Here is a 25,850-nt window from a genome sequence, read left to right as displayed (position 1 = left end):
CTAACTCCGCCAATAGTTAACATAATGTTAAATGCACTTTCCGATGCATATAACGTATAGAGATAAGGTGCGGACTCACGTGATGAAAAAAGTAATGAAAACGTCAGTCAGGCATCCTTTATGGCCTAGGTGCCACCGTGGGAATAAATCAAGGAGGAGTTATGCCTCGTACCGTGAATCCGTCTGACTTCCAAAATAAACGAAAGGAAGTCCCAGATAACGAATATGCCAGAACCATTCCGTGCAATACCGTGAATCTTTCGGCCCCATTCCATTGGCTCTCACTGGGTCTGCACGACTTCGTTCGCATGCCAGTCATTAGTGCCTTTTACGGCATCTGCTTTATGGCCGCCGCTATTGGTATCGTGCTTCTGGTTCAATGGCAAGGCACACACTTAGTGGTGATGCCGAGTCTAATTGTCTACATGCTAATCGGCCCATTCCTAGCACTAGGCTTATATGACGCCAGTTGGGAGAGAGAGCGTGGACACAAACCAAGCTTGTTCCATTCAATGAAAGCCATTGGACGAAATTCGACTTCTCAATGGGCATTCGCTGTAATGCTCGCGGTATGTATGATTTTCTGGATGCGAATTGCCGCTCTGCTTCATGCACTTTATCCGTCCGTTCAAGGCGCGCCACTGACTGACTTCTTGCCTTTCTTAGTGATTGGCTCTCTAGTTGGCTTGGTATTAGCGTGCATCGTGTTCAGTATTTCTGCTTTTTCTATTCCTTTAATGATGGAAAGGCGTGTAGACATGATGACCGCCGTCTTTACCAGCTTTAACGCTGTGAAGTCGAACATTCCTGCGATGATCGTATGGGCAGCCATCATTTGTGGCGGTATCTTAATTGGCTTTGCAACGTACGGCATAGGTATGCTCTTCACCATGCCAATCCTCGGTTATGGTACTTGGCATGCTTACCATGCAACGATCAAGAAAAAACACACGCCTTAGAAAACTGATGTTATGATCCTGCCCTCGCAAACGCGGGGGTTTTTTATTAAATATAATGAGGTAAGTGTGGATATAGAGCTGAGCTACAAAGCCAAACAAGTGATGGCAGTTTGCATCACGAAGGCGGAGCAAGCATTCAAACGTTCTTTTCCGATGCCCGCAGTCACATTTAATGTTCGTGGTAAAGCGGCAGGCAAAGCTTATCTGCAATTGAATGAAGTTCGTCTAAATCCAAAGCTTTTTAAAGAAAACCCGCAAGCTTTTCTAAAAGAAGTGATACCACATGAAGTAGCGCATCTCATTACGTACCAAGTATACGGTCGTGTTCGCCCTCACGGTAAAGAATGGCAAGGTGTGATGGAAGCCATTTTTAACGTGCCAGCTAAAACAACTCACAGCTTTGATATCGCCTCTGTGCAAGGTAAGACCTTTGAGTACCGCTGCGCTTGCACCGCCTATCCGCTCTCAATTCGACGCCACAATAAAGTCATGCGTAAAGAGGCCGTCTATTCCTGCCAAAAGTGTCGAAAACCATTAAGCTTCACTGGCACTCAGCTCTCTTAACTCTCCTCAATAGAAATATTCAGATTCCTAAAACAGAGATTGTCGTTCTCAAACGGCTTCTTTTTGCCCATTATTGTTAACACACTCATCACTAAAGCTAATTTCTGCGTGTTAGAATGAATAAAGTCATACTTTATAAAGACTTTAATCATGAAATACCTGTTCTCTTTATTCCTGTTTGCGCTTTCTAGTGCCGTAATTGCTGCGCCACCGACCTCTTTCTCTGCGGCAAAACGTGAAGCGGTTAAAATATACAAAGATCACCCAACCAGTTTCTACTGTGGCTGTGATATCAACTGGCAAGGTAAGAAAGGTGTACCGGACCTTGCTTCTTGTGGCTACCAAGTGCGTAAACAAGAAAAACGTGCTTCTCGTATCGAGTGGGAGCACGTGGTCCCAGCTTGGCAATTCGGCCACCAGCGTCAGTGCTGGCAAGATGGCGGACGCAAAAACTGCACAAGAAACGACAAAGTTTTCAAATCAATGGAAGCCGACCTTCATAACCTGACACCAGCTATTGGGGAAGTGAACGGCGATCGTTCTAATTACAATTTCAGTCAGTGGAATGGTATGGACGGTGTCAGCTATGGCCGCTGTGAAATGCAGGTTAACTTCAAGCAACGTAAAGTCATGCCACCAGACCGCGCTCGTGGCTCGATTGCTCGCACCTACCTATACATGAGCAAAGAGTACGGCTTCAAACTGTCTAAGCAACAAACTCAGTTAATGAGTGCGTGGAACAAAACCTACCCTGTCGACAAGTGGGAATGTGAGCGTGACGAGCGCATTTCAAAGGTTCAAGGCAACCATAACCCATTTGTACAAGAGGCTTGTCGAGCACTGTAATTCCCCTCAAAAATACAGCGGCAAACTTGTGCTAATTGAGGCGTAACTATTTACTGCAAATGGAAACGCCTCTTGCCCCTTGTTTTTTCGGTGGAAAGCATCCATGTTAGTGTCTAAACACTCGCGTATGCAGGAAATCGAAACACGATGCGTATCCCTCGAATTTATCATCCAGAAACCATTCAACAACTTGGCGCACTCGCTCTAAGTGAAGATGCAGCAGGCCACATTGGCCGAGTCCTTCGCATGAAAGAGGGACAAGAAGTCCTCCTTTTCGATGGCAGTGGCGCAGAATTTCCAGCCGTGATTAGTGAAGTCACGAAAAAGAATGTGATGGTTGAATTAACCGAGCGTGTAGAAAGCAACATTGAGTCACCTTTAGATCTGCATCTTGGTCAGGTTATTTCTCGCGGCGATAAGATGGAATTCACGATCCAAAAGTCTGTTGAGCTTGGTGTTAATACAATCACACCTCTTATCTCTGAACGTTGTGGCGTAAAGCTAGATCAAAAACGCTTCGAGAAGAAACTCGCTCAATGGCAAAAAATCGCAGTGAGCGCTTGTGAACAATGTGGTCGCAATGTCGTGCCTGAGATCCGTCCAATCATGAGTTTGGAAGAATGGTGTCAAGAAGCGTACGACGGTTTAAAACTGAACCTTCACCCACGAGCGAAGTACTCAATCAATACCCTGCCAACGCCTGTCGAAAAAGTACGGCTATTGATTGGCCCTGAAGGCGGTCTATCTTCAGAAGAAATCGGCATGACACGCGAACATCAATTTGAAGAAACGCTACTCGGTCCTCGCGTACTGCGCACCGAGACTGCGGCTCTTACCGCAATTACAGCCTTACAAGTTCGTTTCGGCGATCTTGGTTAAAACGGAGAAAAACAATGATCAAACTCGGTATTGTTATGGACCCAATCTCGTCCATTAACATCAAGAAAGACTCTAGCTTTGCCATGATGCTTGAAGCGCAGCGCCGCGGTTACGAAATCCACTACATGGAAATGAATGATCTTCATCTAGACCAAGGTAAAGCAATTGCGGATACCAAAGTGGTTGAATTAAAAGAAGATCCAACTGGCTGGTACGAATTCAAATCAGAGCAAACTATCGAGCTTTCTGAGTTAGATGCGGTTCTGATGCGTAAAGATCCTCCATTCGACACTGAGTACATCTACGCGACTTACATCCTTGAACGTGCTGAAGAACAAGGTGCACTGATCGTTAACAAACCACAAAGCCTACGCGACTGTAACGAGAAACTGTTCACAGCTTGGTTCCCTGAACTCACACCAACTACTATCGTGACGCGAAAAGCACAGAAGATTAAAGCTTTTCGTGAAGAGCATGGTGATGTGATCCTAAAACCACTTGATGGCATGGGTGGTGCATCTATCTTCCGCGTAAAAGAGAACGATCCAAACGTATCTGTGATCATCGAAACGCTGACTAACCACGGCCAAAACTACGCAATGGCGCAAACCTTCGTACCTGACATCAGCAATGGTGACAAGCGTATTCTTGTGGTTGATGGTGAACCAATGCCTTACTGCCTAGCTCGTATCCCTGCAAAAGGCGAAACGCGCGGCAACTTGGCTGCTGGTGGTACCGGTGAAGCTCGTCCACTGAGTGAAACTGACATGAAAATCGCACAAGCCGTCGCACCAACATTGAAAGAAAAAGGTCTTATCTTTGTTGGCCTTGACGTGATTGGCGACAAGCTAACGGAAATCAACGTCACCAGCCCAACGTGTATTCGTGAAATTGAAGCAGCATTTGATATTTCTATCACTGGTAAGCTCATGGATGCGATCGAACGTCGTATCAAAGGCGAATAACTCAAACTGTAGTACAGTTAATAGAGAGCGTTGAACATTAACTTAAGCAAACTCATGCACATATCAGTGCGTGACGTTTGCTTAAGTACCTACTGAAAGGTCGAAATGAGAATGAACCTCACAAACTATTTCTTAGTTGCTATGCCGGGAATGAAAGACCCCTACTTTCAGAATAGTGTTATCTATGTCTGTGAGCACAATGAAGAAGGTGCGATGGGGCTAATGATCAATGCTCCGGTTGATATTACAGTAGGTAGCATGCTCAAGCAGGTCGAAGTACAACCTGTTCACCCGCGCCTGTTTGAAGCGAGTTTGGACAGGCCTGTTTATAATGGCGGCCCTGTTTCTGAAGATCGTGGTTTTATTTTGCATAAACCAAAAGATTATTACGAATCGAGCATTCAAATGACTGACGAGCTGGCTGTCACCACTTCCAAAGACATCCTGTCGGTACTCGGCACAGAGGCAGAACCAAGTGACTATCTTGTTGCGTTAGGTTATTCAGGTTGGAGTGCTGGTCAGTTAGAAACCGAACTGGCTGAAAACTCATGGCTGACGATTGAAGCCACACCAGAGATCATCTTCGATACTCCTATTATCGATCGTTGGAAAAAAGCCGTCGAAAAGCTAGGTATCGATCCGAGCCAGTTATCTTCTGACGCCGGACATGCATAACCCACTTGCGTAATACGTTAAGTTTTCCACCCAATTGAGATTCGAGACACATTATGTCACGCACTGTTATGGCCTTTGATTTTGGCACCAAGAGTATTGGTAGCGCGATTGGCCAAGAAATTACTGGCACCGCTTCACCATTAAAAGCGTTTAAAGCCAATGATGGCATTCCAAACTGGGATGATATCGAAAAACAAATCAAAGAATGGCAACCAGACTTATTGGTTGTTGGCTTACCGACTGACCTGCACGGGAAAGATCTAGAAACCATTACGCCACGAGCGAAAAAGTTCGCCAACCGCCTTCAAGGCCGATATGGCTTACCTGTTGAGTTGCATGACGAACGTCTGTCGACAGCAGAAGCTCGTGCTGATTTATTCAGTATGGGTGGCTACAAAGCGTTATCGAAGGGTAACATCGACTGTCAGTCAGCGGTGGTGATTCTTGAAAGTTGGTTTGAAAACCTTTGGGGTGAGTAGACATTCAAGCATAAAGAAAAAAGGTTGGCTTCTGCCAACCTTCTTCATTTCTGGAGTAGATTATACCAATCACAGTAAATAAGTGATCAGAAATAGCGTAGGGAAAATGCTTGAGAACAAGGCGCAATTTTTCGATAAGTAGTTATTCTACAATCAAAAATTGCAACGCAGTTATCGAGTATTTTAACAAGCTAGAATGACCAGTTATTTACTACGATTGGTATTAATCCATATCGATCTTAACGTTCGCCAGCGTGCCTGTAGAGAAAGCTTCACCGCGTTGCGTCTTCAACATCAAACGCAGATCGTTAGCTGAATCCGCACTGTGCAATGCATCTTCTTCACTGATCTTGCCTTGCATCACCAATTTATAGAGCGACTGATCAAACGTCAGCATCCCGAATTCATTAGAGCGTGCCATGGTGGTTTTTAACTCATGCAGATCACCGCGACGGATCAGATCAGAAACTCGTGGACTATTTAGCAGAATCTCAAACACGCCATGACGTCCTTGACCGTTTTTATCACGGATCAGCTGTTGACCTACTACGCCTTTTAAGTTCATCGACAGATCAAACAGGAACTGATCTTTCTGATCTTTTGGCACTAGGTGCAAAATACGCTCAAGTGCTTGGTTTGCGTTATTCGCGTGCAATGTAGCCATACACAAGTGACCAGTCTCGGCAAAGGTCATTGCGTATTCCATCGTTTCGCGGCTACGGATCTCACCAATCAAAATCATGTCAGGCGCTTGGCGTAATGAGTTCTTTAACGCGACTTCATAGCTGTCGGTATCCAATCCCACTTCACGCTGAGTCACGATACAACGCTTGTGCTCGTGCACAAATTCGATTGGGTCTTCAACTGTCAGAATGTGACCTGTTTTATTACTGTTACGGTAACCCGTCATCGCCGCCATAGTGGTCGACTTACCGGAACCTGTAGCACCAACCACCAGCACTAAGCCACGTTTCGCTATCGCAAGATCTTGCAACACTAAAGGCAGCTTAAGCTGTTCAAACGTAGGAATGTTGGTTTCGATACGACGAATCACCGCACCAGGTAATTCTCGCTGAAAGAAAGCACTAACACGGAAGCGGCCACAATCTCGGACAATCGCAAAGTTTGATTCTCGACTTTTACGAAACTCCTGACGTCGCTCTGGATCCATTGCACTATCGAGCAGCATGGCTACGTCATTTTCACTCAACTTATCCCCTTGCGGACGCAGTTCGCCATCCACACGAAATAAGATCGGCGCACCAACCGTGATATAAAGATCCGACGCTTTTAACGCCAGCATGCCTTCGAGAAATTTATTCAGATCCATCTTCCGGGTTCGCTATTACCTATGTGATCGTTACGAGAATTGCTGCGCTTCGATTTCGACTTTCTTGTCGACTTCTTCACGCGATACCATACCTTGAGCCATCAACTGACGGGCATTTTGTTCCATGGTTTGCATGCCATGTGCCGCACCGGTTTGAATGATCGAGTACATCTGCGCCACTTTATCTTCGCGGATCAAGTTACGGATTGCTGGCGTTGCCATCATGATCTCATGACAAGCAATACGGCCTCCACCATTTCGCTTAAGCAGCTTTTGCGCAATAACCGAACGCAACGACTCCGACAGCATCGAACGCACCATGTCTTTGTCACTACCTGGGAATACGTCGATAATACGGTCGATGGTTTTCGCTGCTGAGCTAGTATGCAGCGTACCGAAAACAAGGTGACCCGTTTCAGCAGCCGTCAGCGCCAAACTGATAGTTTCTTTGTCACGCATCTCACCAACTAGAATGACATCCGGGTCTTCACGTAGCGCGCTGCGAAGCGCATTTTGGAAGCTATGCGTATCACGGTGTACTTCACGTTGGTTGATCAAACACTTATTGTTGTTGTGAACAAATTCAATAGGATCTTCAATTGTAAGAATATGCTTGTTGTGATTACGGTTAATGTAGTCAACAATGGCAGCCAAGGTTGTCGATTTACCCGAACCTGTTGGACCGGTAACCAGTACTAACCCTTTTTCTGCGTTAGCAATCTTTTTGAAGATCTCTGGCGCTTCTAGCTCTTCCAGTGTTGGAATGCTACTTGGGATGGTACGGAACACCGCCGCACAGCCACGAGATTGGTTGAAGGCGTTGACACGAAAACGGCCAACATTGTGCAATTCAAATGAGAAATCGACTTCGAGTTTTTCTTCGAATTCACTGCGCTGCGCATCGTTCATGATTTCAAAAACCAAACGGTGCACTTCTTGGTGTGTAAACGCTGGAATGCCCAGTTTTCTCACATCACCATCAATACGAACCATTGGTGGTACACCTGCAGAAAGATGTAGATCCGAAGCATTATGTTTTACACTAAAATCCAGTAACTCAGTGATATCCATTTAAAATCCTTAAGTCTAAAGTACAGCTATGAGTAGTATTCAACAAAACATTGAACATATCACCTCTCAAATTCGACACGACGAACAAAAATGTGGCCGTTCTCCAGAGTCAGTGCAACTTTTAGCAGTAAGCAAAACTAAACCTGTCGAGGCGGTTCTCGAAGCCTACCAATCAGGCCAAGTGGCGTTTGGTGAAAACTACGTCCAAGAGGGCGTCAGTAAAGTTCAGCACTTTGCCGAGCATTATCCAGATTATCGAATCGAATGGCACTTCATTGGGCCAATTCAGTCCAATAAATCACGTCCTGTCGCTGAACATTTCGATTGGGTTCACACCATTGATCGCGCTAAGATCGCTCAACGTTTAAATGACCAGCGCCCAAGTGAGCTAAAACCGTTACAAGTGCTGATTCAAGTAAACACCAGTGGTGAAGATTCTAAATCTGGCGTCAACGATGCAGAAATATTCGAGCTGGCTGAGTTGATTTCTCGCCTTCCAAACCTCACGTTAAGAGGGTTGATGTCGATTCCTGCTAACGTGCCAGATTACGAATCACAACTGCGAGCGTTCAAACAATTATCTGAACTTAAGCACAAGCTAGCTCAGCAGTACCCAGATGTCGACACGCTCTCTATGGGCATGAGCGGTGACATGGATGCTGCTATAGAAGCGGGCAGTACTATGGTTCGCATCGGCACCGCTATTTTTGGCGCACGAGACTACGGCAAACAGCAATAAAAGCGTATTGTTGCCAGACACTGTGAACTTGAGTCTGACAGCCTTTCTTTGGGCAGTCAGAGCAAAGTGGTGCGATTATACACCCGTGCGCACAACAAATTGTAAGAATTTATATTTGGAAATCAGACATATGGAACATAAAAAGATTGCCTTTATCGGCGCAGGGAACATGGTGAGAGCCATTGTCTCGGGTCTCGTCGCTAATGGCTACCCTGCTCAAAACATTGTCGCAACCGCGCCATCTGAGACGCGCCGCCAGCCTCTTGAGCAAGACTTTGGTATCCGTACCACCAGCGATAACATCGCAGCTGCAACGGAAGCGGACGTGGTGGTATTGTCTGTGAAGCCACAAATGATGGAGGAAGTGTGTAAACCACTGCAATCTATCGACTTCAGCAACAAACTGGTTATCTCTATCGCAGCAGGTATCAACTGTTCACGTTTGGATGACATGTTAGCGAATAAGCTCAACTTGGTTCGCGTAATGCCAAACACACCATCCCAACTTGGTTTGGGTATGAGTGGTCTATATGCGCCTGAATCTGTTTCAGAACAAGACAAAGCCTTCGCAACAGAACTAATGCAAGCATGCGGTAAGGTGTGTTGGGTTGGGCAAGAATCGGGTATCAACAACGTTATTGCAGCAGCAGGCAGTGCACCGGCGTACTTCTTCCTATTTATGGAAGCGATGCAAGCTGAAGCGATTGCTCAAGGCTTCGATAAAGACACCGCACGCATGTTAGTTCAGCAAGCAGCACTTGGCGCTGCAAGCATGGTAGTGGAAAATCCAGAAACTGAACTTTCAACGCTACGCGAGAACGTGACATCAAAAGGTGGCACAACGGCAGAAGCGCTACGTACGTTCAACGAACATCAACTGTCTGATATTGTGGCGAAAGCAATGCAAGCTGCGGTTGCTCGCGCTGAAGAAATGGAAAAACTGTTTTAATTATCTGAACGGCACAACTAGGGCGTGTCGTTCTTTACTTGTTAAGGGTACCTTATGAATTCAATGAGTTTTCTCATCTCAACCCTATTTGACCTGTACATCATGGTCGTCATTTTGCGTATTTGGTTGCAAGCTGCCCGTGCAGATTTCTACAACCCATTCTCGCAGTTTATCGTTAAAGCAACACAGCCAGTTGTGGGGCCATTACGTCGAGTCATCCCTTCTGTCGGTGGTATCGATCTAGCGACAGTGCTTTTTACTTACGTACTGTGCGTACTTAAGTTCGTTGCATTGATCCTGATTGCATCAAGTGGTTCGGTTTCTTTCAGTGCCGATTTCCTATTCCTAGGTTTGCTATCATTAGTTAAAGCCGCTGGTGGCTTGCTATTCTGGGTTCTATTGATCCGTGCGATTCTAAGCTGGGTAAGCCAAGGTCGCAGCCCAATCGAGTACGTATTCCATCAATTAACAGAGCCAATGCTCGCACCAATTCGCCGTATCCTACCTGCGATGGGTGGTTTTGATTTAAGCGTACTCGTATTGTTTATCGGTCTGCAATTCGCGAACTTCCTAATGGGTGACGTGATTGGTCCAATCTGGTACCAACTATAATGTCAGCCGCCGTTTGGCTCGATGGCGAGGATGTCATTCTCAAACTCTATATTCAACCAAAAGCGAGCCGCGACAAGGTCGTCGGCTTGCATGGTGAAGAGCTTAAAATTGCCATCACCGCACCGCCTGTCGATGGTAAAGCGAATGCACACCTCACCAAGTTTTTGGCGAAACAATTCAAAGTTGCTAAGGGCTTGGTTCACATAGAAAAAGGTGAACTGGGACGTCATAAGCAAATTCGGATAGAATCTCCAATACAAATACCAAGCGAAATTAAAGCCATCATTTGATGGCTTTTTATTTACGATTTTCGTATCAAATTAAATAACGAATATCGATTCGAGGAAGTAATAATGAGCAAATGGATTACCGCCCTATTGATCAGCCTTTTATCTTTACCAAGCATGGCAGGTCAGTTCAAAACCATGAAAGACATCGAAGTTCACTATGTTGCGTTTAACTCGACCTTTCTGACGTCAAAGATCGCTCGTAGCTACGACATCAAGCGTAATGGCTATAATGCAGTAGTGAACATCAGCGTATTAGACAGCGCCTCACTAGGTAAACCAGCAGTTGACGCAAAAATCACTGGCCAAGCGAAGAACTTGATTGGCCAAACGCAGAAACTCACCTTCCGAGAAGTAAAAGAAGGTAATGCGATTTACTACTTAGCTGAACTTGGCATTACCAACGAAGAAACTTTTACCTTCGATATTGACGTTAAAGCTGGAAACAAAGGCTCAGGTAAGCTTAAATTCACCCAGAAATTTTATGTCGAAGAGTAATTAGGTTGTGATGATCTAAAAGCTTTTAGAACATCATAACCTTAGGGTTTGTTTACCTTTCGAGCTGATTTTTGCAGCGAATTGTTGGGTATTTATACAAGGCAGAGACTTTGCTATGTAGCTAGCCTACATGAGAAGTCGATAACGCAGTAGAAATGACCAACAAACGCTGCCCAAAGGGTTCGGCTAAAATCGTTTTATGCTTTGTTAAGGAGTATTTGCTTAGAGTGACTAGGCGACACACTCCTTGCCTCACCTAAAACGATTTTATCTCGAACAAAATTTAACCGCGAAAGGTCAACAGACCCTAGCACCAATTTAATCGGGGAGAACACTGCGTTCTCCCTTTATCGCTACAGAAAGAGACGACCATGAAAAAGATAGTGCTAGCAACAGGCAACCAAGGCAAAGTTCGTGAGATGGCAGATCTGCTGTCTGACTTCGGTTTTGAAGTATTAGCGCAAAGTGAATTCAACGTATCTGAAGTAGCAGAAACTGGCACGACTTTCATCGAAAACGCGATCATCAAAGCTCGCCATGCAGCACAAGAAACGGGTCTTCCTGCGATTGCGGACGACTCAGGCTTAGAAGTCGATTTCTTGAAAGGCGCGCCTGGCATTTACTCTGCACGTTATGCAGGTGAAAAAGCCTCTGACCAAGAGAACCTAGAGAAGCTGCTTAAAGCAATGGAAGGCGTACCAGAAGCAGAGCGCACCGCTCGTTTCCACTGCGTATTGGTTTTGATGCGTCATGAGAACGATCCAACCCCTATCGTTTGTCACGGTAAGTGGGAAGGTCGCATTCTAACTGAAGCACATGGTGAAAATGGCTTTGGCTACGACCCAATCTTCTTTGTTCCTGAAGACAACTGTGCGTCTGCCGAACTTGAGCCAGCACGTAAAAAACAACTGTCTCACCGCGGTAAAGCACTCAAATCGTTGTTTGCTCAACTGTCTGAGCAAGTATCTCAGTAATCACGAGCGAATTAGACCATGTTAACGCCCCCAGCACTGAGCTTGTATGTACACATCCCATGGTGTGTACAAAAGTGCCCATATTGCGACTTTAACTCTCACGCGCTCAAAGCCGAGATCCCAGAAGAAGAGTACATCAATGCCCTTCTTGAAGACTTGGATACCGACATTGAGAAATACCGCCTTAGCGAAGCGCCACGTCCACTGCATTCAATCTTCATTGGTGGTGGTACGCCGAGTTTGATTTCGGCAGAAGGCATCGAGCATCTACTTAAGGGCATTGAAGCGCGTATTCCGTTCAAGCCTGAAATAGAAATCACCATGGAAGCCAACCCAGGCACTATCGAAGCAGAACGTTTTGCTGGCTACCGCAAGGCTGGTGTAACGCGCATCTCTATCGGCGTGCAAAGCTTTGAGCAACAGAAGCTTGAGCGTTTGGGGCGCATTCACGGTCAAGACGAAGCCGTCAATGCCGCTAAGCTGGCACACCAAATCGGTTTGAACAGCTTTAACCTCGATCTCATGCACGGCTTACCAGATCAAAGCATCGAACAAGCCTTAGCAGATTTGGACAAAGCGATTGAGTTGGCGCCACCGCACCTGTCTTGGTATCAGCTGACCATCGAACCAAACACCATGTTCTACTACAAGCCACCGACTTTGCCAGATGACGATGACTTGTGGGATATCTTCGAGCAAGGACATGAGAAGCTCGCAGCGGCAGGTTACGTTCAGTACGAGATTTCTGGTTACAGCAAGCCTAGCTATCAGTGTCAGCACAACCTGAACTACTGGCGCTTTGGTGACTACCTTGGCATTGGCTGTGGCTCACACGGCAAGCTGAGCTTTGCTGATGGTCGCATCGTTCGTACCACTAAGGTCAAACACCCACGTGGCTATTTGATGGCATACCAAAATATGGTGAAGCCGTACCTAGATAGTGAACAGCTTGTGGCTGATGAAGATCGTCCGTTTGAGTTCTTTATGAACCGTTTCCGCTTAACGGAAGCGTGCCCGAAACAAGACTACATCGATACGACAGGTCTTCCGTTGAGCTCAATTCAAGAGACTATCGATTGGGCGCTTGAGATGAGTTATCTGAGTGAAACAGAGACTCACTGGCAAATTACCGAGAAAGGTAAGCTGTTCCTGAATGACTTGCTTGAAGCCTTTATGGTGGAAGAGGAATAAGAGCAGATTCGAGATTTGGGAACGGACTGTGTCCTAAAGAACGCTTCACTCCGAGAGATTCGCTGAAACGGCTATGGATATATTCGACCAAGCCAATACAGCCTTTGTCTCTACTATAAATAACAAAGGGTTGGCGCACAAACGCCAACCCTTTGTTTTATTCGTTGTAACACTTCTTTCTCTAAAGCCTCTAAAACGAAGCGATTCCAAAGGACGCGATCCGTTCTCGCTTCTCGTCTCTTTTCCTTAGAAAATCGAACGACCAATACGCTCTGAAAGTAACTCAAGCGCTTTAGTACCTGCCAACGAGTTACCCGAAGCATCAAGCTCCGGAGACCATACTGCAATCGTCATCTCACCTGGGACAATAGCGATAATGCCACCACCGACACCAGATTTACCCGGCATACCAACGCGGTATGCAAATTCACCAGCACCATCGTACAAACCACACGTGGCCAATAGCGCATTCAACTGTTTTGTCTGCACCGCCGAGACCACTGATTTACCCGTTTGTACCGATGTGCCTTTATTCGCTAAGTAGCTAAAGGTCTTTGCCAAATCCACACAACTCATCTTTAAAGCGCAGGCATGGAAGTAGTTTTGCAATACCGGAATAACCTCGTTTTCAAAGTTACCAAATGAGCGCATCAGGTAAGCAATCGCAGCGTTGCGGTCGCCATGCATCATTTCTGAAGCCGCTACGACTTTGTCATACACGATATGAGTATCACCAGATAACTGACGAGCAAATTCCAATAGACGCTGACGCGGCGCTGAGAGACGACTTTGCAGCAAATCAGCAACTACAATAGCACCGGCGTTAATGAATGGGTTACGTGGGATGCCCAGCTCCATCTCTAACTGGATCATCGAGTTAAACGCCTGACCAGAAGGCTCTTTACCTACACGAGACCAGATCTCTTCTTGCTTGTACAAGCACATAGCCAGAGTCAGGCTCAACGCTTTTGAGATCGACTGAATCGAAAACGACTCTTCTGCATCGCCCGCTTTAATCACTTCACCTTCATTGGTGTATACCGCAATACCCAGTTTGGTATTGGGTACTTTTGCCAATGCGGGAATGTAATCGGCGACTTTTCCTTGACCAATTAAAGGGCGAACTTCCGCTAGAATGTCTGTCAAAATTTGCGCTGTAGGTTTCATCTTCTACCTTCTTGTCACAAGAACCCAAATGGCTGAGTTCAGAGGTAAAAAAAGCCAACGCGGACGTTGGCTTTTCCATGGAATTTATTCGACTCAAGTCGATTATGGTTTTATTGCCACAATGATGTTGCGGTTGATGGACTGATCAACACGGTGAAGATAACCGATGTAAGGCTCTTCTGAAAGTACCTTCCACCCTTGCTCTTCAAATAATGCCGCCACGTCCTTCCATTTCAGAGTGAACTCATTGAAAGACAGCACGACCGAACCTTGCTTTTTCAGCACCACTTTCCATGCAGGCAGAGCTTCTTGTAGCAGCTCCAGAGGGCTACGGTTCAGTTTGCTGTCTTTTGCGTTTTTGCTACCGTGTTGCACACCGTAAGGCAAATCAGACACCATCACATCAACAGAGTTCTTCTTAACCACTTGATCGGCAATTCGCGTGTCTGCTGAATACAGCTTCATCGTCTGAAGATTACCTTTGTTGTACTCTTCTTTCTCTGACGCGGCTTCAACCACGAAACCATCGGCCACCTTCTTACCACCAGAAGTGCGCTTTTCTTTGCTCACTTTGTGCTTGAAGCGACCGTTCTTCATAAACTTAACGATGAAGGTTTGGATCTCTTGTACCCATTTCTGGTTGATCTCCACACCCACTACATTCAAGCCGTGGATCAAACCTTCAAACAGAGTTGTACCCTTACCACACATTGGATCCATCAGCGTTAATTGAGCACTATCCGTATTGGACGCACTCACGCCTAAGTTCACCATCAAACGCGTAAACTGTTCATTCGTTTTACCGGTGTAACGTAGGATCTGGCTCATGCTCTCAGGGAAAGTATTGAATGCAGGCGCCTGAATCGGACGTAATAAGCCATCTTCACGCACTTCAAATAGCGCATAGTAGATAGATGACGCGGCAATTTTACCGGATTGCTGATCGCGTAACGCGTCTTCACAAGAGAACACGAGCGCAGCAGGTAAGCCGACGTCTTTGTTACCAATTTCAGTCACTTCAACACCTTCAGAAGCCAAAATTGCTTTTAGCTCGGAACATGCAATGGTCATTGCGCTATCAAAGTAAATTCGGTTGTGACCCGGATTCGCTAATATCGCGTAGTGGTACATCTACTGGCTCCTTAGTTATGCAGTGCGCTTGAATTTAATATCCCATACACCGTGACCTAGACGGTGACCACGAGCCTCGAACTTAGTCAGTGGACGCTCTTCAGGGCGAGGGATGAAATCACCGCCTTCTGCAATGTTTTCGAAACCAGGTGCTTGGTTCATGATTTCAATCATGTGTTCAGCGTAGTTTTCCCAGTCAGTCGCCATATGGAAGATACCTTCGTTAGGGATAAGCTTCTGGCGAACCATTTCAGCGAACTCGAGTTGTACGATACGACGCTTGTGGTGACGCTTTTTGTGCCATGGGTCTGGGAAGAACAATTGCAGCGTTGCTAGGCTGCCATTTGGGATCATGTGTTCGAATACTTCTACCGCATCGTGACACATTACGCGTAGGTTCGTGATACCCGCTTCGCGTGCGTCAGCAAGACAAGCACCAACGCCTGGACTATGAACTTCGATACCGATGAAGTTTTTCTCTGGCGCGTTCTTTGCCATTTCAACCAATGAAGCGCCCATACCAAAACCGATCTCAAGCACTACTGGGTTATCGTTACCAAATACTTCTTTCCAATCAAGAAGTTCTGCTTTGTAATCGATACCCATTGTTGGCCAGCATTCGTTCATCGCACTTTCTTGGCCCTTGGTTAGACGACCTTCGCGACGCACGAAACTGCGGATTTTACGGATCATTTTACCGTCTTCGTTGTATTCGTTAGTGGTTACTTCACTCATTGATTTTGCCTGCACATTGATTAATCAAAGCGGGGATTATCCAAAGAATTCACTTAGGTGCAAGTATTTGTTGAGCTATCGGACTATGGCAACCCAAAAGCAAACAAACCAGACACAATATCCCCACAGTTTATCTGTTGTACTTACACCACAATCTGTGGTGCAATTTTGCTCCTAACCAATAATAGAATACAGAGCAAGTCGTGACACCTTTCGCCAGTGCCATCTTAGAATGGTATGACGCATATGGAAGAAAAGATCTTCCGTGGCAACAAAACAAGACCGCTTATAGTGTCTGGTTGTCTGAAATCATGCTTCAGCAAACTCAGGTCACTACGGTTATCCCTTATTACCAACGCTTTTTGGAGCGCTTCCCGACCGTGGTCGATCTTGCCAATGCTGAGCAAGATGAAGTGCTGCACCTTTGGACCGGTTTGGGTTATTACGCACGTGCTCGTAACCTTCATAAAGCCGCAAAAGAGGTCGCCCATAAGTACAATGGTGAGTTCCCTCTAGACCTAGAGCAGATGAATGCCCTACCGGGGATTGGTCGCTCCACCGCCGCTGCGGTTCTTTCGTCCGTCTATAAACAGCCACATGCGATATTAGACGGCAACGTAAAGCGCACACTTTCACGCTGTTTTGCCGTGGATGGATGGCCAGGACAAAAGAAAGTCGAAAATCAATTGTGGGAAATCGCAGAAACGCACACGCCACAAACAGACGTCGACAAGTACAATCAAGCCATGATGGATATGGGGGCCATGATGTGTACCCGCAGCAAGCCTAAATGCACCTTGTGTCCCGTCAGCGATCTTTGTGTGGCAAAAAAACAAGGTAATGTGCTTGATTATCCGGGTAAGAAGCCGAAAAAAGACAAACCGGTCAAGCAAACACGTTTCGTTATGCTGCATCACAAAAATGGTGATAGTCACGAAGTATGGCTAGAACAAAGACCGCAGACGGGAATTTGGGGCGGGCTATTTTGCTTTCCACAAACTGAGCATATTGACGTTGAAAGTGATATTGAATTGCTGCTGGAACAACGTGGTATTCAAGCCGACGATATTAAACATCAAGAAACTCTGATTACGTTTCGTCATACATTCAGCCATTACCATCTCGATATCACACCGATTTTGATTGACCTGTCAAAGCAACCCAATGTGGTGATGGAAGGTAACAAAGGTCTTTGGTATAACTTATCTAAACCTGAAGAAGTCGGTTTAGCTGCACCAGTAAAACTGCTACTGGAAGCGCTACCCCACGAACTTCGTTAATTAATTGCAAGGAGTCATTATGAGCCGCACTGTTTTTTGTGCTCGACTAAAGAAAGAAGGCGAAGGTCTAGACTTTCAACTTTACCCAGGTGAACTAGGTAAACGCATTTTCGATAACATCTCGAAAGAAGCTTGGGCTCAATGGCAACAGAAACAAACCATGTTGATCAACGAGAAGAAGCTCAACATGATGGATCCAGAGCATCGTAAACAGCTTGAAACAGAAATGGTGAACTTCCTGTTCGAAGGCAAAGAGGTTCACATTGAGGGCTACACGCCACCAAGCGAATAAAGCAAACTTGTTTTAAAACAATGACATCACAACCAAACTTGTGGTGTCATTTTTATATTAGAGACCACAAAGCCATCTCAATAGTTATGAAAAAAATCGCCTTTATCGCTACTGCCCTTTTAATGGCAGGTTGTAGCCGTGAGTTCGTAGAAAAGATTTATGACGTCGATTACGAGCCGACCAACCGTTTTGCCAACAATCTAGCAGAGCTGCCAGGACAGTTTGAAAAAGACACCGATGCCTTAGATTCACTGATCAGTAGCTTCTCTGGCAACATCAAAAAGCGATGGGGTCAACGCGAAGTTAAAGTCGCGGGTAAAAGCAATTACGTAAAATACATCGATAACTATTTGAGCCGTGCCGAAGTCGATTTCCAAAAAGGTGTGATTACTATCGAGACGGTTTCTCCAACCGAACCACAAAAACACCTCAAGAACGCTATCATCACAACCCTTTTGACACCGGACGATCCAGCCAGTGTCGACCTATTCTCCTCTAAAGAGATCAAACTGGAAGGCCAGCCCTTTCTTTACAATCAGGTCGTTGATCAAGACAAAAAGCCCATTCAATGGTCATGGCGCGCGAATCGCTTTGCCGATTACTTGATTGCTAACCAAGTCAAAACCAAGGATGTCGATTTCAAGAAAGCCTACTACGTTGAAATCCCAATGGTAGAAGATCACTTCTCACAACGTAGTTACCAATACGCAGACATCGTGCGCCGTGCATCGAAGAAATACGATATTCCTGAAGATCTGATTTACGCCATCATCAAAACCGAAAGTAGCTTTAACCCATATGCGGTAAGTTGGGCAAATGCGTATGGATTGATGCAGGTTGTACCAAAAACCGCGGGTCGTGATGTATTTAAGCTAGTGAAGAATCGTTCAGGGCAACCAAGTCCCGAGTATTTGTTTAACCCAGAAAACAACATTGATACCGGAACGGCTTACTTTTACATCCTTAAAAACCGTTATTTGAAAGATGTACAACACCCAACCTCGCTGGAGTACAGCATGATTTCTGCTTACAACGGCGGAACTGGTGGTGTTTTGAACACTTTCCACCGCACAGATCGCAAACGTGCGATGCAAGATTTAAATTCTTTACAGCCAAACCAAGTTTATTGGGCTCTAACCAAGAAACATCCGAATGCAGAAGCACGCCGTTACCTAGAAAAAGTTACAAATTTCAAAAAGGAATTTAACGCAGGGTAAACTTTTTACCGACAGTTGAATAAAAAGCGTTCGAACAACCACTTTTTTGAAATTATTTAAAAAAAGTGGTTGACGGAAAGCGGGAAAATCCGTTTAATAGCGCTCCGTTGCCCGGATAGCTCAGTCGGTAGAGCAGAGGATTGAAAATCCTCGTGTCGGTGGTTCGATTCCGCCTCCGGGCACCACGATTTAAAGTTGTTGGTGCTTAGCACGAACAGTTAAAAAGAAAACGGTACGCCGACTTAGCTCAGTAGGTAGAGCAACTGACTTGTAATCAGTAGGTCACCAGTTCGATTCCGGTAGTCGGCACCATTCTTCTTTTGCCTCGATAGCTCAGTCGGTAGAGCAGAGGATTGAAAATCCTCGTGTCGGTGGTTCGATTCCGCCTCGAGGCACCATATTTGGTGCGCTTGCTTAAAGTAAGACACAAACAGAATAGTTCCTCCTTAGCTCAGTTGGTAGAGCGACGGACTGTTAATCCGCAGGTCACTGGTTCAAGTCCAGTAGGAGGAGCCAAATTCTAGAGTTTCATGTAAATGAGATTCTAAAAAATGAAGAGTTTACTCTTCAAAAAAGAAAACGGTACGCCGACTTAGCTCAGTAGGTAGAGCAACTGACTTGTAATCAGTAGGTCACCAGTTCGATTCCGGTAGTCGGCACCATTCTTTTGCCTCGATAGCTCAGTCGGTAGAGCAGAGGATTGAAAATCCTCGTGTCGGTGGTTCGATTCCGCCTCGAGGCACCATATTTGGTGCACTTGCTTACAGTAAGACACAAACAGAATAGTTCCTCCTTAGCTCAGTTGGTAGAGCGACGGACTGTTAATCCGCAGGTCGCTGGTTCGAGCCCAGCAGGAGGAGCCAATTTAGAAAGCCAAGTCTTCGGACTTGGCTTTTTTCTTATCTGCAATATCCAAAACTCTCCCCCTATTTTCTAGTTCCGTCGAAACTTCTCCCTCAACGCCTTCAAGAAACAACCCTATTAACGTCTAGTTCATTTGATATAAAACACTTATTTCACGCTAAAAATTTAATCCAAATCATAGTTTCATCACTCGCAGATAGGCGCGTGTATACAAGTTCAATAATATGAATTTATTATTACGCCCCTTTATAAGCTATGCATTGCATAGTACGAACACGCTTTGTGAGCTAACTATGAAATTAAAAACTCAAGCCTATTTATTATCGGCCATCATACTAATTGCCCTGCTTGCATTAACTGCAACGGGTCTTTGGACACTTCGCGTCGCAAGTAACCTTGATAACAAAGCTCGAGTGACTGAGCTATTCAAGAGTGCTTATAGCATTCTAACTGAAGTAGAGAAAATGGCGGTAGAAGGCAAAATGCCTGAAGATGAGGCTAAAGCACTCGCGACTCGCCTACTTCGCAACAATATCTACAAAGACAACGAATACGTTTATGTTGCTGATGAGAACATGTTATTTGTGGCAGCCCCTTTAGACCCTCAATTGCATGGCACTAGCTTCCATGACTTTCGAGACGGTGATGGCAATAGTGTCGGTCAGCTGATCTTGGACGTGCTAGGTCGTAAGACAGGCCAAATCGTTGAATACACCTGGACACAAAAATTACCTGACGGCACCATCGAAGAAAAACACTCGATTGCAGAAAAAACACCACATTGGAACTGGGTTGTAGGTACCGGCATTGGATTCAATGAAGTAAATGCACGTTTCTGGTCTACTGCACAATGGCAGCTAACCCTATGTCTTGTTATCGCTGGTGCAATCCTAGGTGGCTTGATCATCTCTATTCGCAAGATGCTTAACCTTCTTGGTGGTGAGCCGAATGACGTTCGTGAGGCGGTTCAGGCCGTCGCTCAGGGTAATATCCAAACCAGCTTTGAATACACAGCCCCTAAAGACAGTATCTATGGTGCGGTGCAAGAGATGAGTCAATCGTTAGCTAAGATGGTCACCAATCTAGACGCGTCAATGCACGCATTACGTTCAGAGCTATCAGCGGTAGAATCGCGCTCTAACTCTATTGCTGATTTGACCATGTCTCAGCAGCAATCGACGGCGATGATCGCAACAGCGATGACAGAAATGGCTTCTTCAGCCAACCATGTTGCAAGTTCGGCAAGTGACACGGCACATAACACCGATGAAGCAGACAAGCAGAGCCAACACACGCAATCATTGATCCACAGTACGGTAGATAATATTCAAGGCTTGGCGACCCAGCTCAATACAGCCAGTAAAGCCGTTGCGGATCTTGACCAAGATGTTAACAGTATTGTGAAAGTTCTCGACGTAATCGGCGACATTGCTGAGCAAACTAACCTACTGGCGTTGAATGCCGCCATTGAAGCAGCTCGTGCGGGTGAACAAGGTCGAGGCTTTGCGGTAGTAGCAGACGAGGTTCGCAACCTAGCAGGACGCACACAAGACAGCACAAAAGAGATTCAACAGATGATTTCTAACCTTCAGGAAGGTTCGCGTAACGCTATCCATACGATGGAGATTTGTGCCGAAACTAGCGAAAGCACAGTAACCGAGTCTATGAACGCCTCAGAAGCGCTACAACAGATAGTAACTGCATTAGAGTCCATCACGGCCATGAGCCAGCAAATCGCAACAGCAGCCGCTGAGCAGACTCAGGTAAGTGATGATATTGCGCATCGCATTAACCTTATCGAAGAAAGCGGTAGCCAGCTCAACACGGTAGTGACAGAAAGCCAATCAAGCACACAGACATTGGCGTCTTTAGCGAATGAGCTTGAAGGTTGGGTGAACAAGTTCTCAGTAAAGCACTAGTTTAAAGTCAATTGTTCAATAAAAAGCACGTTTTCGGACGTGCTTTTTTGTTTTTATGGTATTTATTTAGCAAGCGAACTCATGCTCCTATCATAATCAAGGCTTAAAATATGGTGCATTCCTGTTAAAAACGCATAAAAACAGCCCACTCCGAGCACAAATTCATCAAACGATATTTTATTTTAATTTTATTGTTGACGTGAAAGCGGAAAAGCCTTTTAATACACCTCGTCGCCCGGATAGCTCAGTCGGTAGAGCAGAGGATTGAAAATCCTCGTGTCGGTGGTTCGATTCCGCCTCCGGGCACCACAATTTAAAATTGTTGGTGTCTTACACGAACAATAAAAAGAATAACGGTACGCCGACTTAGCTCAGTAGGTAGAGCAACTGACTTGTAATCAGTAGGTCACCAGTTCGATTCCGGTAGTCGGCACCATTTATTCTTAAACAAGATAATTCCTCCTTAGCTCAGTTGGTAGAGCGACGGACTGTTAATCCGCAGGTCACTGGTTCAAGTCCAGTAGGAGGAGCCATCTTTCAGTTAATAAGTCGATTACTTATTAACGAAAATGTGCCGACTTAGCTCAGTAGGTAGAGCAACTGACTTGTAATCAGTAGGTCACCAGTTCGATTCCGGTAGTCGGCACCACTTAATAAAATCTGTTCCTCCTTAGCTCAGTTGGTAGAGCGACGGACTGTTAATCCGCAGGTCACTGGTTCAAGTCCAGTAGGAGGAGCCATATTATAAAAAGCCGCATCACTTGATGCGGCTTTTTTGCATCTGAAGAAAACTCACAGCTCCCCTCTTCATCTACCTTTATCTCAATAAACAAAAAGCCAGGTGATATACCCAGCTTCCGTCTTTGTCTCGTGAGAAGGTTAGCTCAAACCTCCAAGGCAGATATACTTCGTCTCTAGGTACTCATCGATACCTTGTTTAGCACCCTCACGACCAATGCCAGATTCTTTGATACCACCAAACGGCGCAACTTCCGTAGAGATAATCCCTTCGTTTATCCCTACCATGCCGTATTCCAAACCTTCACTAAATCGGATAATGCGTTTCAAGCTATCGGTATAGAAGTAGCAAGCTAAACCATACTCGGTGTCATTCGCCATCGAGAGCACTTGTTCATCGTCATCAAAACTAATGACTGGCAAAACCGGACCAAACAACTCTTGTTGCACGATCGCCATACCTTGTCCGACATCATCTAAGATAACAGGCTCCATAAAGCGCCCAGTGAGTTTTTGAGGCTGGTTAAGTATTGTTGCTCCTTCTTGTACTGCCTGATCGACTACCGCCTCTAGACGATGCTTAGAAGCCATAGTGATAACAGGGCCAAGAGTTGTATTTTCCTCAAGACCATTACCGACCGCCAGGCTTGCCACTTTATCAAGAAGCTTAGTTAAGAACGCCTCTTTCACACTCTGATGTACATACAAGCGGTTGGTACACACACAGGTTTGTCCAGCATTACGAAACTTGGAAGCAATTAAGCCATTCGCTGCAGCTTCTAAATCTGCATCCTCAAAAACAATAAAAGGTGCGTTACCACCCAATTCCATAGAAGCGGCTTTAACCGTATCACTTGCTTGTTTCATTAAGATCTTACCGACACGTGTCGAACCAGTGAAAGAGATCTTCTTAATACGAGGATCGGTACTTAATACCAAACCGAACTCAGCCGCCTGTTCAGAAACAACGGTAGACAATAGAGCTTTGGGGATACCAGCCCGATGAGCAAGCTCCACCACAGCCAGAGCAGTCAAAGGCGTTAATTCAGAAGGTTTAATGATCATCCCACATCCCGCAGCCAGAGCAGGAGCCGCTTTTCGAGTGATCATTGCAATAGGGAAGTTCCATGGTGTAATCGCTGTACACACGCCGACAGGTTGTTTGATGGTAGAGAGGCGTCTATCTACCGCTGGGGCTGGAATAACCTCACCATAAGTGCGTTTAGCCTCTTCTGCGAACCATTCAACAAAAGATGCGCCGTATGTGACTTCTCCACGACTTTCAGTAAGGGGTTTTCCTTGTTCTAAGGTAATGATGTTCGCGATGTCTTCCGTATGCTCTACAAGCAATTGGAACCACTTTTTTAGGGAAGCGGAACGTGCTTTAGCGCTGAGTTTTGCCCACTCAACTTGAGCCGATTTGCACACTTCTATTTGCACATCTAACTCATCCAAAGAGCTAGGCTTTAAGCGAATCATTTCTTGCTCAGTCGCAGGGTTAATAACGGCAATCCCATCTTGAGAAGACAGGCTTTCGAATAAGACTCTTAGCGTTTCACTTTCTATCTGCTGCATCATTAGGTTGTACTCCCATAAGAACCTTTACTAGGTTAATCCTTCTGACAAATAAGAGTAAAGCAAACAAAGTTTTCTTCAGCGTAAATATGAGAAGTGATGACCCAGTAGGGTTATAGCCGGTGATACCGATAAGAGAACACCAACAAAGATAGCTATTATTGAATAAGGTAACCATTTGATGGGTCATAAGATTGGTGTTATTGAATGCCCCATTCCTTGATAGATAAAGCATTAGAGGGCATCTCTGACGTAACCAAATGACAGAGTAGATTTTCAATAAGGGTGGATGAGCTATTGTCAAATGTGGTGTATGGAAGATCATGCAGTAGCTTGTTGATGAGTCTCCATTTCTTTCACTCCATTGATGAAGCGAACATCTTTCACAACATCCGCTAGGAGTGCAAAACCTCGTAGACGACGCCACTTCGTCTCTGCACTGCGCATTAACTTGTAGGCCATCATCAACGTAGTCTTTCTGTTTCCACAGTTCTTCGTCTTGTTCGTGCGTAAACGTACTGTGGCGAACATCGATTCTATTGGGTTGGTTGTCCTGATATGAACCCAGTGCTCTGCTGGGTAATCGTAGAACGCCAGCATTTCAGCTTTATCTTTCACCAAGCAGTCGGTTGCCTTTGGATACTTGGCTTCGAAGCGCTTCTGGAAGGTTGAGAAGGCGTGATAAGCATCATCTCTAGTCTCTGCCATCCAGATATCTTGCAGTGCTTCCTTCATTCGTGGTTGTACGCTTTTGGGCACCTTGTTAAGCACATTCGCCGTCTTATGTACCCAGCATCGTTGCTGAGTCGTTTGAGGCCAGCACTTAGCAACCGCTTTCCAGAAGCTAAGCGCGCCATCTCCGATGGCGAGCTTCGGTGCTAACTGTAATCCCTGCGCTCGTAGCTGCTCAATGAGTTCCGTCCAACTTGCTTCTGACTCTCTATGACCATCCAGAACGCCAAGGACTTCTTTGCGTCCAGTGTCATCGACACCAATGATGACGAGTAAGCAGAGCTTATCGTCCATCCTAACGTGACAGTAAACACCGTCAGCCCAAATGTAAACATAGCGGCGCCTACCGAGGTCACGCTTACGCCACTGTTCGTACTCCGCATACCAGCGCTCTTTGAGGCGACAGATGCTGTTGGCTGACAGGCCTTTCGCATCCTTACCAAGCAGAGACTCCAGAGCAGGCAGCATATCGCCCGTAGATATTCCCTTGAGATAGAGTAACGGGAGCAGTGTTGCAACGCTCTTTGTTCGCTTGAGATACGGTGGTATCAAGTTGCTATTAAATTTGACGCCATGCCCTGAGCGATCTCTTACCTTAGGAATTTGCACTTCGACATCACCGACACCGGTTTGCAAGGTTCGCTCAGGTAAGAAACCGTTGCGAACGATAGCTTGCTTGCCGTCAACCATAACATTCTGGTGTTGTGCAAGTAACTGTTGAAGCTCAGCTTCAACAGCTTGTGCAATCAAATCTCTAGCCCCTTGACGTATCAGTTCAGTAAGTGGGTCTTGTGGTGTATTCAGTGAAACAACAGTATTATCAGTCATGCGGTGTACCTTTCTGTTAATCGTTCTGGGGAGAACTGCATCAACAGATTACACCGCAACTTCCTTTCTCTTCCATACACCAGAAATCAGCATAGCTCAGGGTGGATAGACTAGGGGCATATATCTGAATAAATAGTTGGGCTTGTAGGCTACAGACAAAACCTTGCGAGCCTTACTTTCCCATAAACGAAAATCATATTCCCTAAAACGCAAAAACCAGTCCGAAGACTGGGTTTCTAAATAAGTGGTGGAATGGCTGGGCTTGCTCGTAATTGGACTCACACACGAGCAGGACTCATTGGTCGTAGACCAAAATAACATCGCAAATACAAAAAGACCTCAGCATTTCTGCTG

The 25,850-nt window shown here is 45.7% G+C and carries 25 protein-coding genes and 12 tRNA genes; 30 read left to right on the top strand and 7 right to left on the bottom strand.

Annotated features, from left to right (window positions below):
• Positions 1-161: 161 nt before the first annotated feature.
• The 7 genes from ITG12_RS13600 to ruvX all read left to right on the top strand — a co-directional run bounded on the left by ITG12_RS13600 (position 162) and on the right by ruvX (position 5,367).
• Positions 162-959 (top strand): DUF2189 domain-containing protein, encoded by a 798-nt coding sequence (locus ITG12_RS13600; protein ID WP_038868141.1) that lies wholly within the window; start codon positions 162-164, stop codon positions 957-959.
• 66 nt (positions 960-1,025) lie between these two features.
• On the top strand, positions 1,026-1,523 hold the full coding sequence (locus ITG12_RS13595; protein ID WP_038868139.1) for a SprT family zinc-dependent metalloprotease: 498 nt from the start codon (positions 1,026-1,028) through the stop codon (positions 1,521-1,523).
• 150 nt (positions 1,524-1,673) lie between these two features.
• On the top strand, positions 1,674-2,369 hold the full coding sequence (gene endA / locus ITG12_RS13590; RefSeq protein ID WP_038881140.1) for a deoxyribonuclease I: 696 nt from the start codon (positions 1,674-1,676) through the stop codon (positions 2,367-2,369).
• A gap of 147 nt (positions 2,370-2,516) precedes the next feature.
• Positions 2,517-3,248: a 16S rRNA (uracil(1498)-N(3))-methyltransferase gene (rsmE, locus tag ITG12_RS13585; RefSeq protein WP_038868134.1), complete on the top strand. Its 732-nt coding sequence runs from the start codon at positions 2,517-2,519 to the stop codon at positions 3,246-3,248.
• Between the two features lie 14 nt (positions 3,249-3,262).
• Positions 3,263-4,213 (top strand): glutathione synthase, encoded by a 951-nt coding sequence (gshB, locus tag ITG12_RS13580; RefSeq protein WP_038881134.1) that lies wholly within the window; start codon positions 3,263-3,265, stop codon positions 4,211-4,213.
• Between the two features lie 111 nt (positions 4,214-4,324).
• Positions 4,325-4,888, top strand: a complete 564-nt coding sequence (locus ITG12_RS13575; RefSeq protein ID WP_038868129.1) for a YqgE/AlgH family protein — start codon at positions 4,325-4,327, stop codon at positions 4,886-4,888.
• Between the two features lie 53 nt (positions 4,889-4,941).
• Complete coding sequence (gene ruvX, locus ITG12_RS13570; RefSeq protein WP_038868128.1) at positions 4,942-5,367, top strand: Holliday junction resolvase RuvX; 426 nt, start codon at positions 4,942-4,944, stop codon at positions 5,365-5,367.
• Positions 5,368-5,590: 223 nt separating this feature from the next.
• Here the strand turns inward: ruvX and ITG12_RS13565 are convergent, their stop codons facing one another.
• Together ITG12_RS13565 and ITG12_RS13560 are read right to left on the bottom strand one after the other, a co-directional pair.
• Entirely contained in the window at positions 5,591-6,697 is a 1,107-nt protein-coding gene (locus ITG12_RS13565) for a PilT/PilU family type 4a pilus ATPase (RefSeq protein ID WP_038873178.1), read from the bottom strand.
• 30 nt (positions 6,698-6,727) lie between these two features.
• Positions 6,728-7,768 (bottom strand): type IV pilus twitching motility protein PilT, encoded by a 1,041-nt coding sequence (locus tag ITG12_RS13560; RefSeq protein ID WP_038873181.1) that lies wholly within the window; start codon positions 7,766-7,768, stop codon positions 6,728-6,730.
• Between the two features lie 28 nt (positions 7,769-7,796).
• On the opposite strand from ITG12_RS13560, the gene ITG12_RS13555 reads away from it, so the two are divergent.
• The 7 genes from ITG12_RS13555 (at position 7,797) to hemW (ending at position 13,018) form a co-directional block, all read left to right on the top strand.
• Positions 7,797-8,507, top strand: coding sequence for a YggS family pyridoxal phosphate-dependent enzyme (locus tag ITG12_RS13555; protein WP_038873183.1), 711 nt, complete (start codon positions 7,797-7,799; stop codon positions 8,505-8,507).
• A gap of 130 nt (positions 8,508-8,637) precedes the next feature.
• Positions 8,638-9,456: a pyrroline-5-carboxylate reductase gene (gene proC / locus ITG12_RS13550; RefSeq protein WP_042602344.1), complete on the top strand. Its 819-nt coding sequence runs from the start codon at positions 8,638-8,640 to the stop codon at positions 9,454-9,456.
• 54 nt (positions 9,457-9,510) lie between these two features.
• The gene (locus ITG12_RS13545) at positions 9,511-10,068 is read left to right on the top strand and encodes a YggT family protein (protein WP_248873141.1); all 558 of its coding nucleotides are present in this window, start codon (positions 9,511-9,513) and stop codon (positions 10,066-10,068) included.
• Entirely contained in the window at positions 10,068-10,358 is a 291-nt protein-coding gene (yggU, locus tag ITG12_RS13540) for a DUF167 family protein YggU (RefSeq protein WP_038873189.1), read from the top strand. Before ITG12_RS13545 ends, yggU begins: the two co-directional genes overlap by 1 nt.
• A 63-nt stretch (positions 10,359-10,421) precedes the next feature.
• Positions 10,422-10,853, top strand: coding sequence for a DUF4426 domain-containing protein (locus tag ITG12_RS13535; protein ID WP_038873192.1), 432 nt, complete (start codon positions 10,422-10,424; stop codon positions 10,851-10,853).
• Positions 10,854-11,224: 371 nt separating this feature from the next.
• The gene (locus ITG12_RS13530; protein WP_005436525.1) at positions 11,225-11,827 is read left to right on the top strand and encodes an XTP/dITP diphosphatase; all 603 of its coding nucleotides are present in this window, start codon (positions 11,225-11,227) and stop codon (positions 11,825-11,827) included.
• 18 nt (positions 11,828-11,845) lie between these two features.
• Positions 11,846-13,018 (top strand): radical SAM family heme chaperone HemW, encoded by a 1,173-nt coding sequence (hemW, locus tag ITG12_RS13525; RefSeq protein WP_038880395.1) that lies wholly within the window; start codon positions 11,846-11,848, stop codon positions 13,016-13,018.
• Positions 13,019-13,264: 246 nt separating this feature from the next.
• Here hemW and glsB read toward each other — a convergent pair whose 3' ends face one another.
• The 3 genes from glsB to trmB all read right to left on the bottom strand — a co-directional run bounded on the left by glsB (position 13,265) and on the right by trmB (position 16,051).
• Positions 13,265-14,185, bottom strand: coding sequence for a glutaminase B (gene glsB / locus ITG12_RS13520; RefSeq protein ID WP_038873199.1), 921 nt, complete (start codon positions 14,183-14,185; stop codon positions 13,265-13,267).
• Between the two features lie 102 nt (positions 14,186-14,287).
• Positions 14,288-15,316, bottom strand: a complete 1,029-nt coding sequence (locus ITG12_RS13515) for a DNA methylase (RefSeq protein WP_038880398.1) — start codon at positions 15,314-15,316, stop codon at positions 14,288-14,290.
• Positions 15,317-15,331: 15 nt separating this feature from the next.
• Complete coding sequence (gene trmB, locus ITG12_RS13510) at positions 15,332-16,051, bottom strand: tRNA (guanosine(46)-N7)-methyltransferase TrmB (RefSeq protein ID WP_038880400.1); 720 nt, start codon at positions 16,049-16,051, stop codon at positions 15,332-15,334.
• 203 nt (positions 16,052-16,254) lie between these two features.
• Here trmB and mutY point away from each other — a divergent pair, with 203 nt between their 5' ends.
• The 16 genes from mutY (at position 16,255) to ITG12_RS13430 (ending at position 22,363) form a co-directional block, all read left to right on the top strand.
• Positions 16,255-17,331: an A/G-specific adenine glycosylase gene (mutY, locus tag ITG12_RS13505; RefSeq protein ID WP_038897102.1), complete on the top strand. Its 1,077-nt coding sequence runs from the start codon at positions 16,255-16,257 to the stop codon at positions 17,329-17,331.
• Between the two features lie 19 nt (positions 17,332-17,350).
• A complete protein-coding gene (locus ITG12_RS13500; RefSeq protein WP_005436530.1) occupies positions 17,351-17,623 on the top strand; it encodes an oxidative damage protection protein in 273 nt (90 codons plus the stop codon).
• A gap of 86 nt (positions 17,624-17,709) precedes the next feature.
• Positions 17,710-18,840, top strand: coding sequence for a membrane-bound lytic murein transglycosylase MltC (mltC, locus tag ITG12_RS13495; protein WP_009705536.1), 1,131 nt, complete (start codon positions 17,710-17,712; stop codon positions 18,838-18,840).
• 109 nt (positions 18,841-18,949) lie between these two features.
• Positions 18,950-19,025, top strand: a tRNA-Phe gene (locus ITG12_RS13490).
• Between the two features lie 51 nt (positions 19,026-19,076).
• Positions 19,077-19,152: transfer RNA gene (locus ITG12_RS13485), tRNA-Thr, on the top strand.
• Positions 19,153-19,162: 10 nt separating this feature from the next.
• Positions 19,163-19,238, top strand: a tRNA-Phe gene (locus tag ITG12_RS13480).
• 42 nt (positions 19,239-19,280) lie between these two features.
• Positions 19,281-19,356: transfer RNA gene (locus ITG12_RS13475), tRNA-Asn, on the top strand.
• Between the two features lie 70 nt (positions 19,357-19,426).
• Positions 19,427-19,502: transfer RNA gene (locus ITG12_RS13470), tRNA-Thr, on the top strand.
• Between the two features lie 7 nt (positions 19,503-19,509).
• Positions 19,510-19,585, top strand: a tRNA-Phe gene (locus ITG12_RS13465).
• A 42-nt stretch (positions 19,586-19,627) separates the two neighbouring features.
• A tRNA-Asn gene (locus tag ITG12_RS13460) sits at positions 19,628-19,703 on the top strand.
• 294 nt (positions 19,704-19,997) lie between these two features.
• On the top strand, positions 19,998-21,623 hold the full coding sequence (locus tag ITG12_RS13455; RefSeq protein ID WP_038870628.1) for a methyl-accepting chemotaxis protein: 1,626 nt from the start codon (positions 19,998-20,000) through the stop codon (positions 21,621-21,623).
• A 233-nt stretch (positions 21,624-21,856) separates the two neighbouring features.
• Positions 21,857-21,932, top strand: a tRNA-Phe gene (locus ITG12_RS13450).
• A gap of 51 nt (positions 21,933-21,983) precedes the next feature.
• A tRNA-Thr gene (locus tag ITG12_RS13445) sits at positions 21,984-22,059 on the top strand.
• Positions 22,060-22,080: 21 nt separating this feature from the next.
• Positions 22,081-22,156: transfer RNA gene (locus ITG12_RS13440), tRNA-Asn, on the top strand.
• Between the two features lie 40 nt (positions 22,157-22,196).
• A tRNA-Thr gene (locus ITG12_RS13435) sits at positions 22,197-22,272 on the top strand.
• Positions 22,273-22,287: 15 nt separating this feature from the next.
• Positions 22,288-22,363: transfer RNA gene (locus ITG12_RS13430), tRNA-Asn, on the top strand.
• 139 nt (positions 22,364-22,502) lie between these two features.
• Here ITG12_RS13430 and ITG12_RS13425 read toward each other — a convergent pair.
• Both ITG12_RS13425 and ITG12_RS13420 read right to left on the bottom strand, forming a co-directional pair.
• Positions 22,503-23,939 carry an NAD-dependent succinate-semialdehyde dehydrogenase gene (locus ITG12_RS13425; protein WP_081635063.1) on the bottom strand — a complete coding sequence of 479 codons (1,437 nt, stop codon included), beginning with the start codon at positions 23,937-23,939 and terminating at the stop codon, positions 22,503-22,505.
• 318 nt (positions 23,940-24,257) lie between these two features.
• A complete protein-coding gene (locus ITG12_RS13420) occupies positions 24,258-25,496 on the bottom strand; it encodes an IS256-like element ISVa19 family transposase (RefSeq protein WP_248873140.1) in 1,239 nt (412 codons plus the stop codon).
• Between the last annotated feature and the right edge of the window lie 354 nt (positions 25,497-25,850).

It is taken from the genome of Vibrio sp. ED002 (genome assembly GCF_023277445.1).
GTDB lineage: Bacteria > Pseudomonadota > Gammaproteobacteria > Enterobacterales > Vibrionaceae > Vibrio > Vibrio jasicida.
This window is presented reverse-complemented; position numbering and strand designations above follow the sequence as displayed.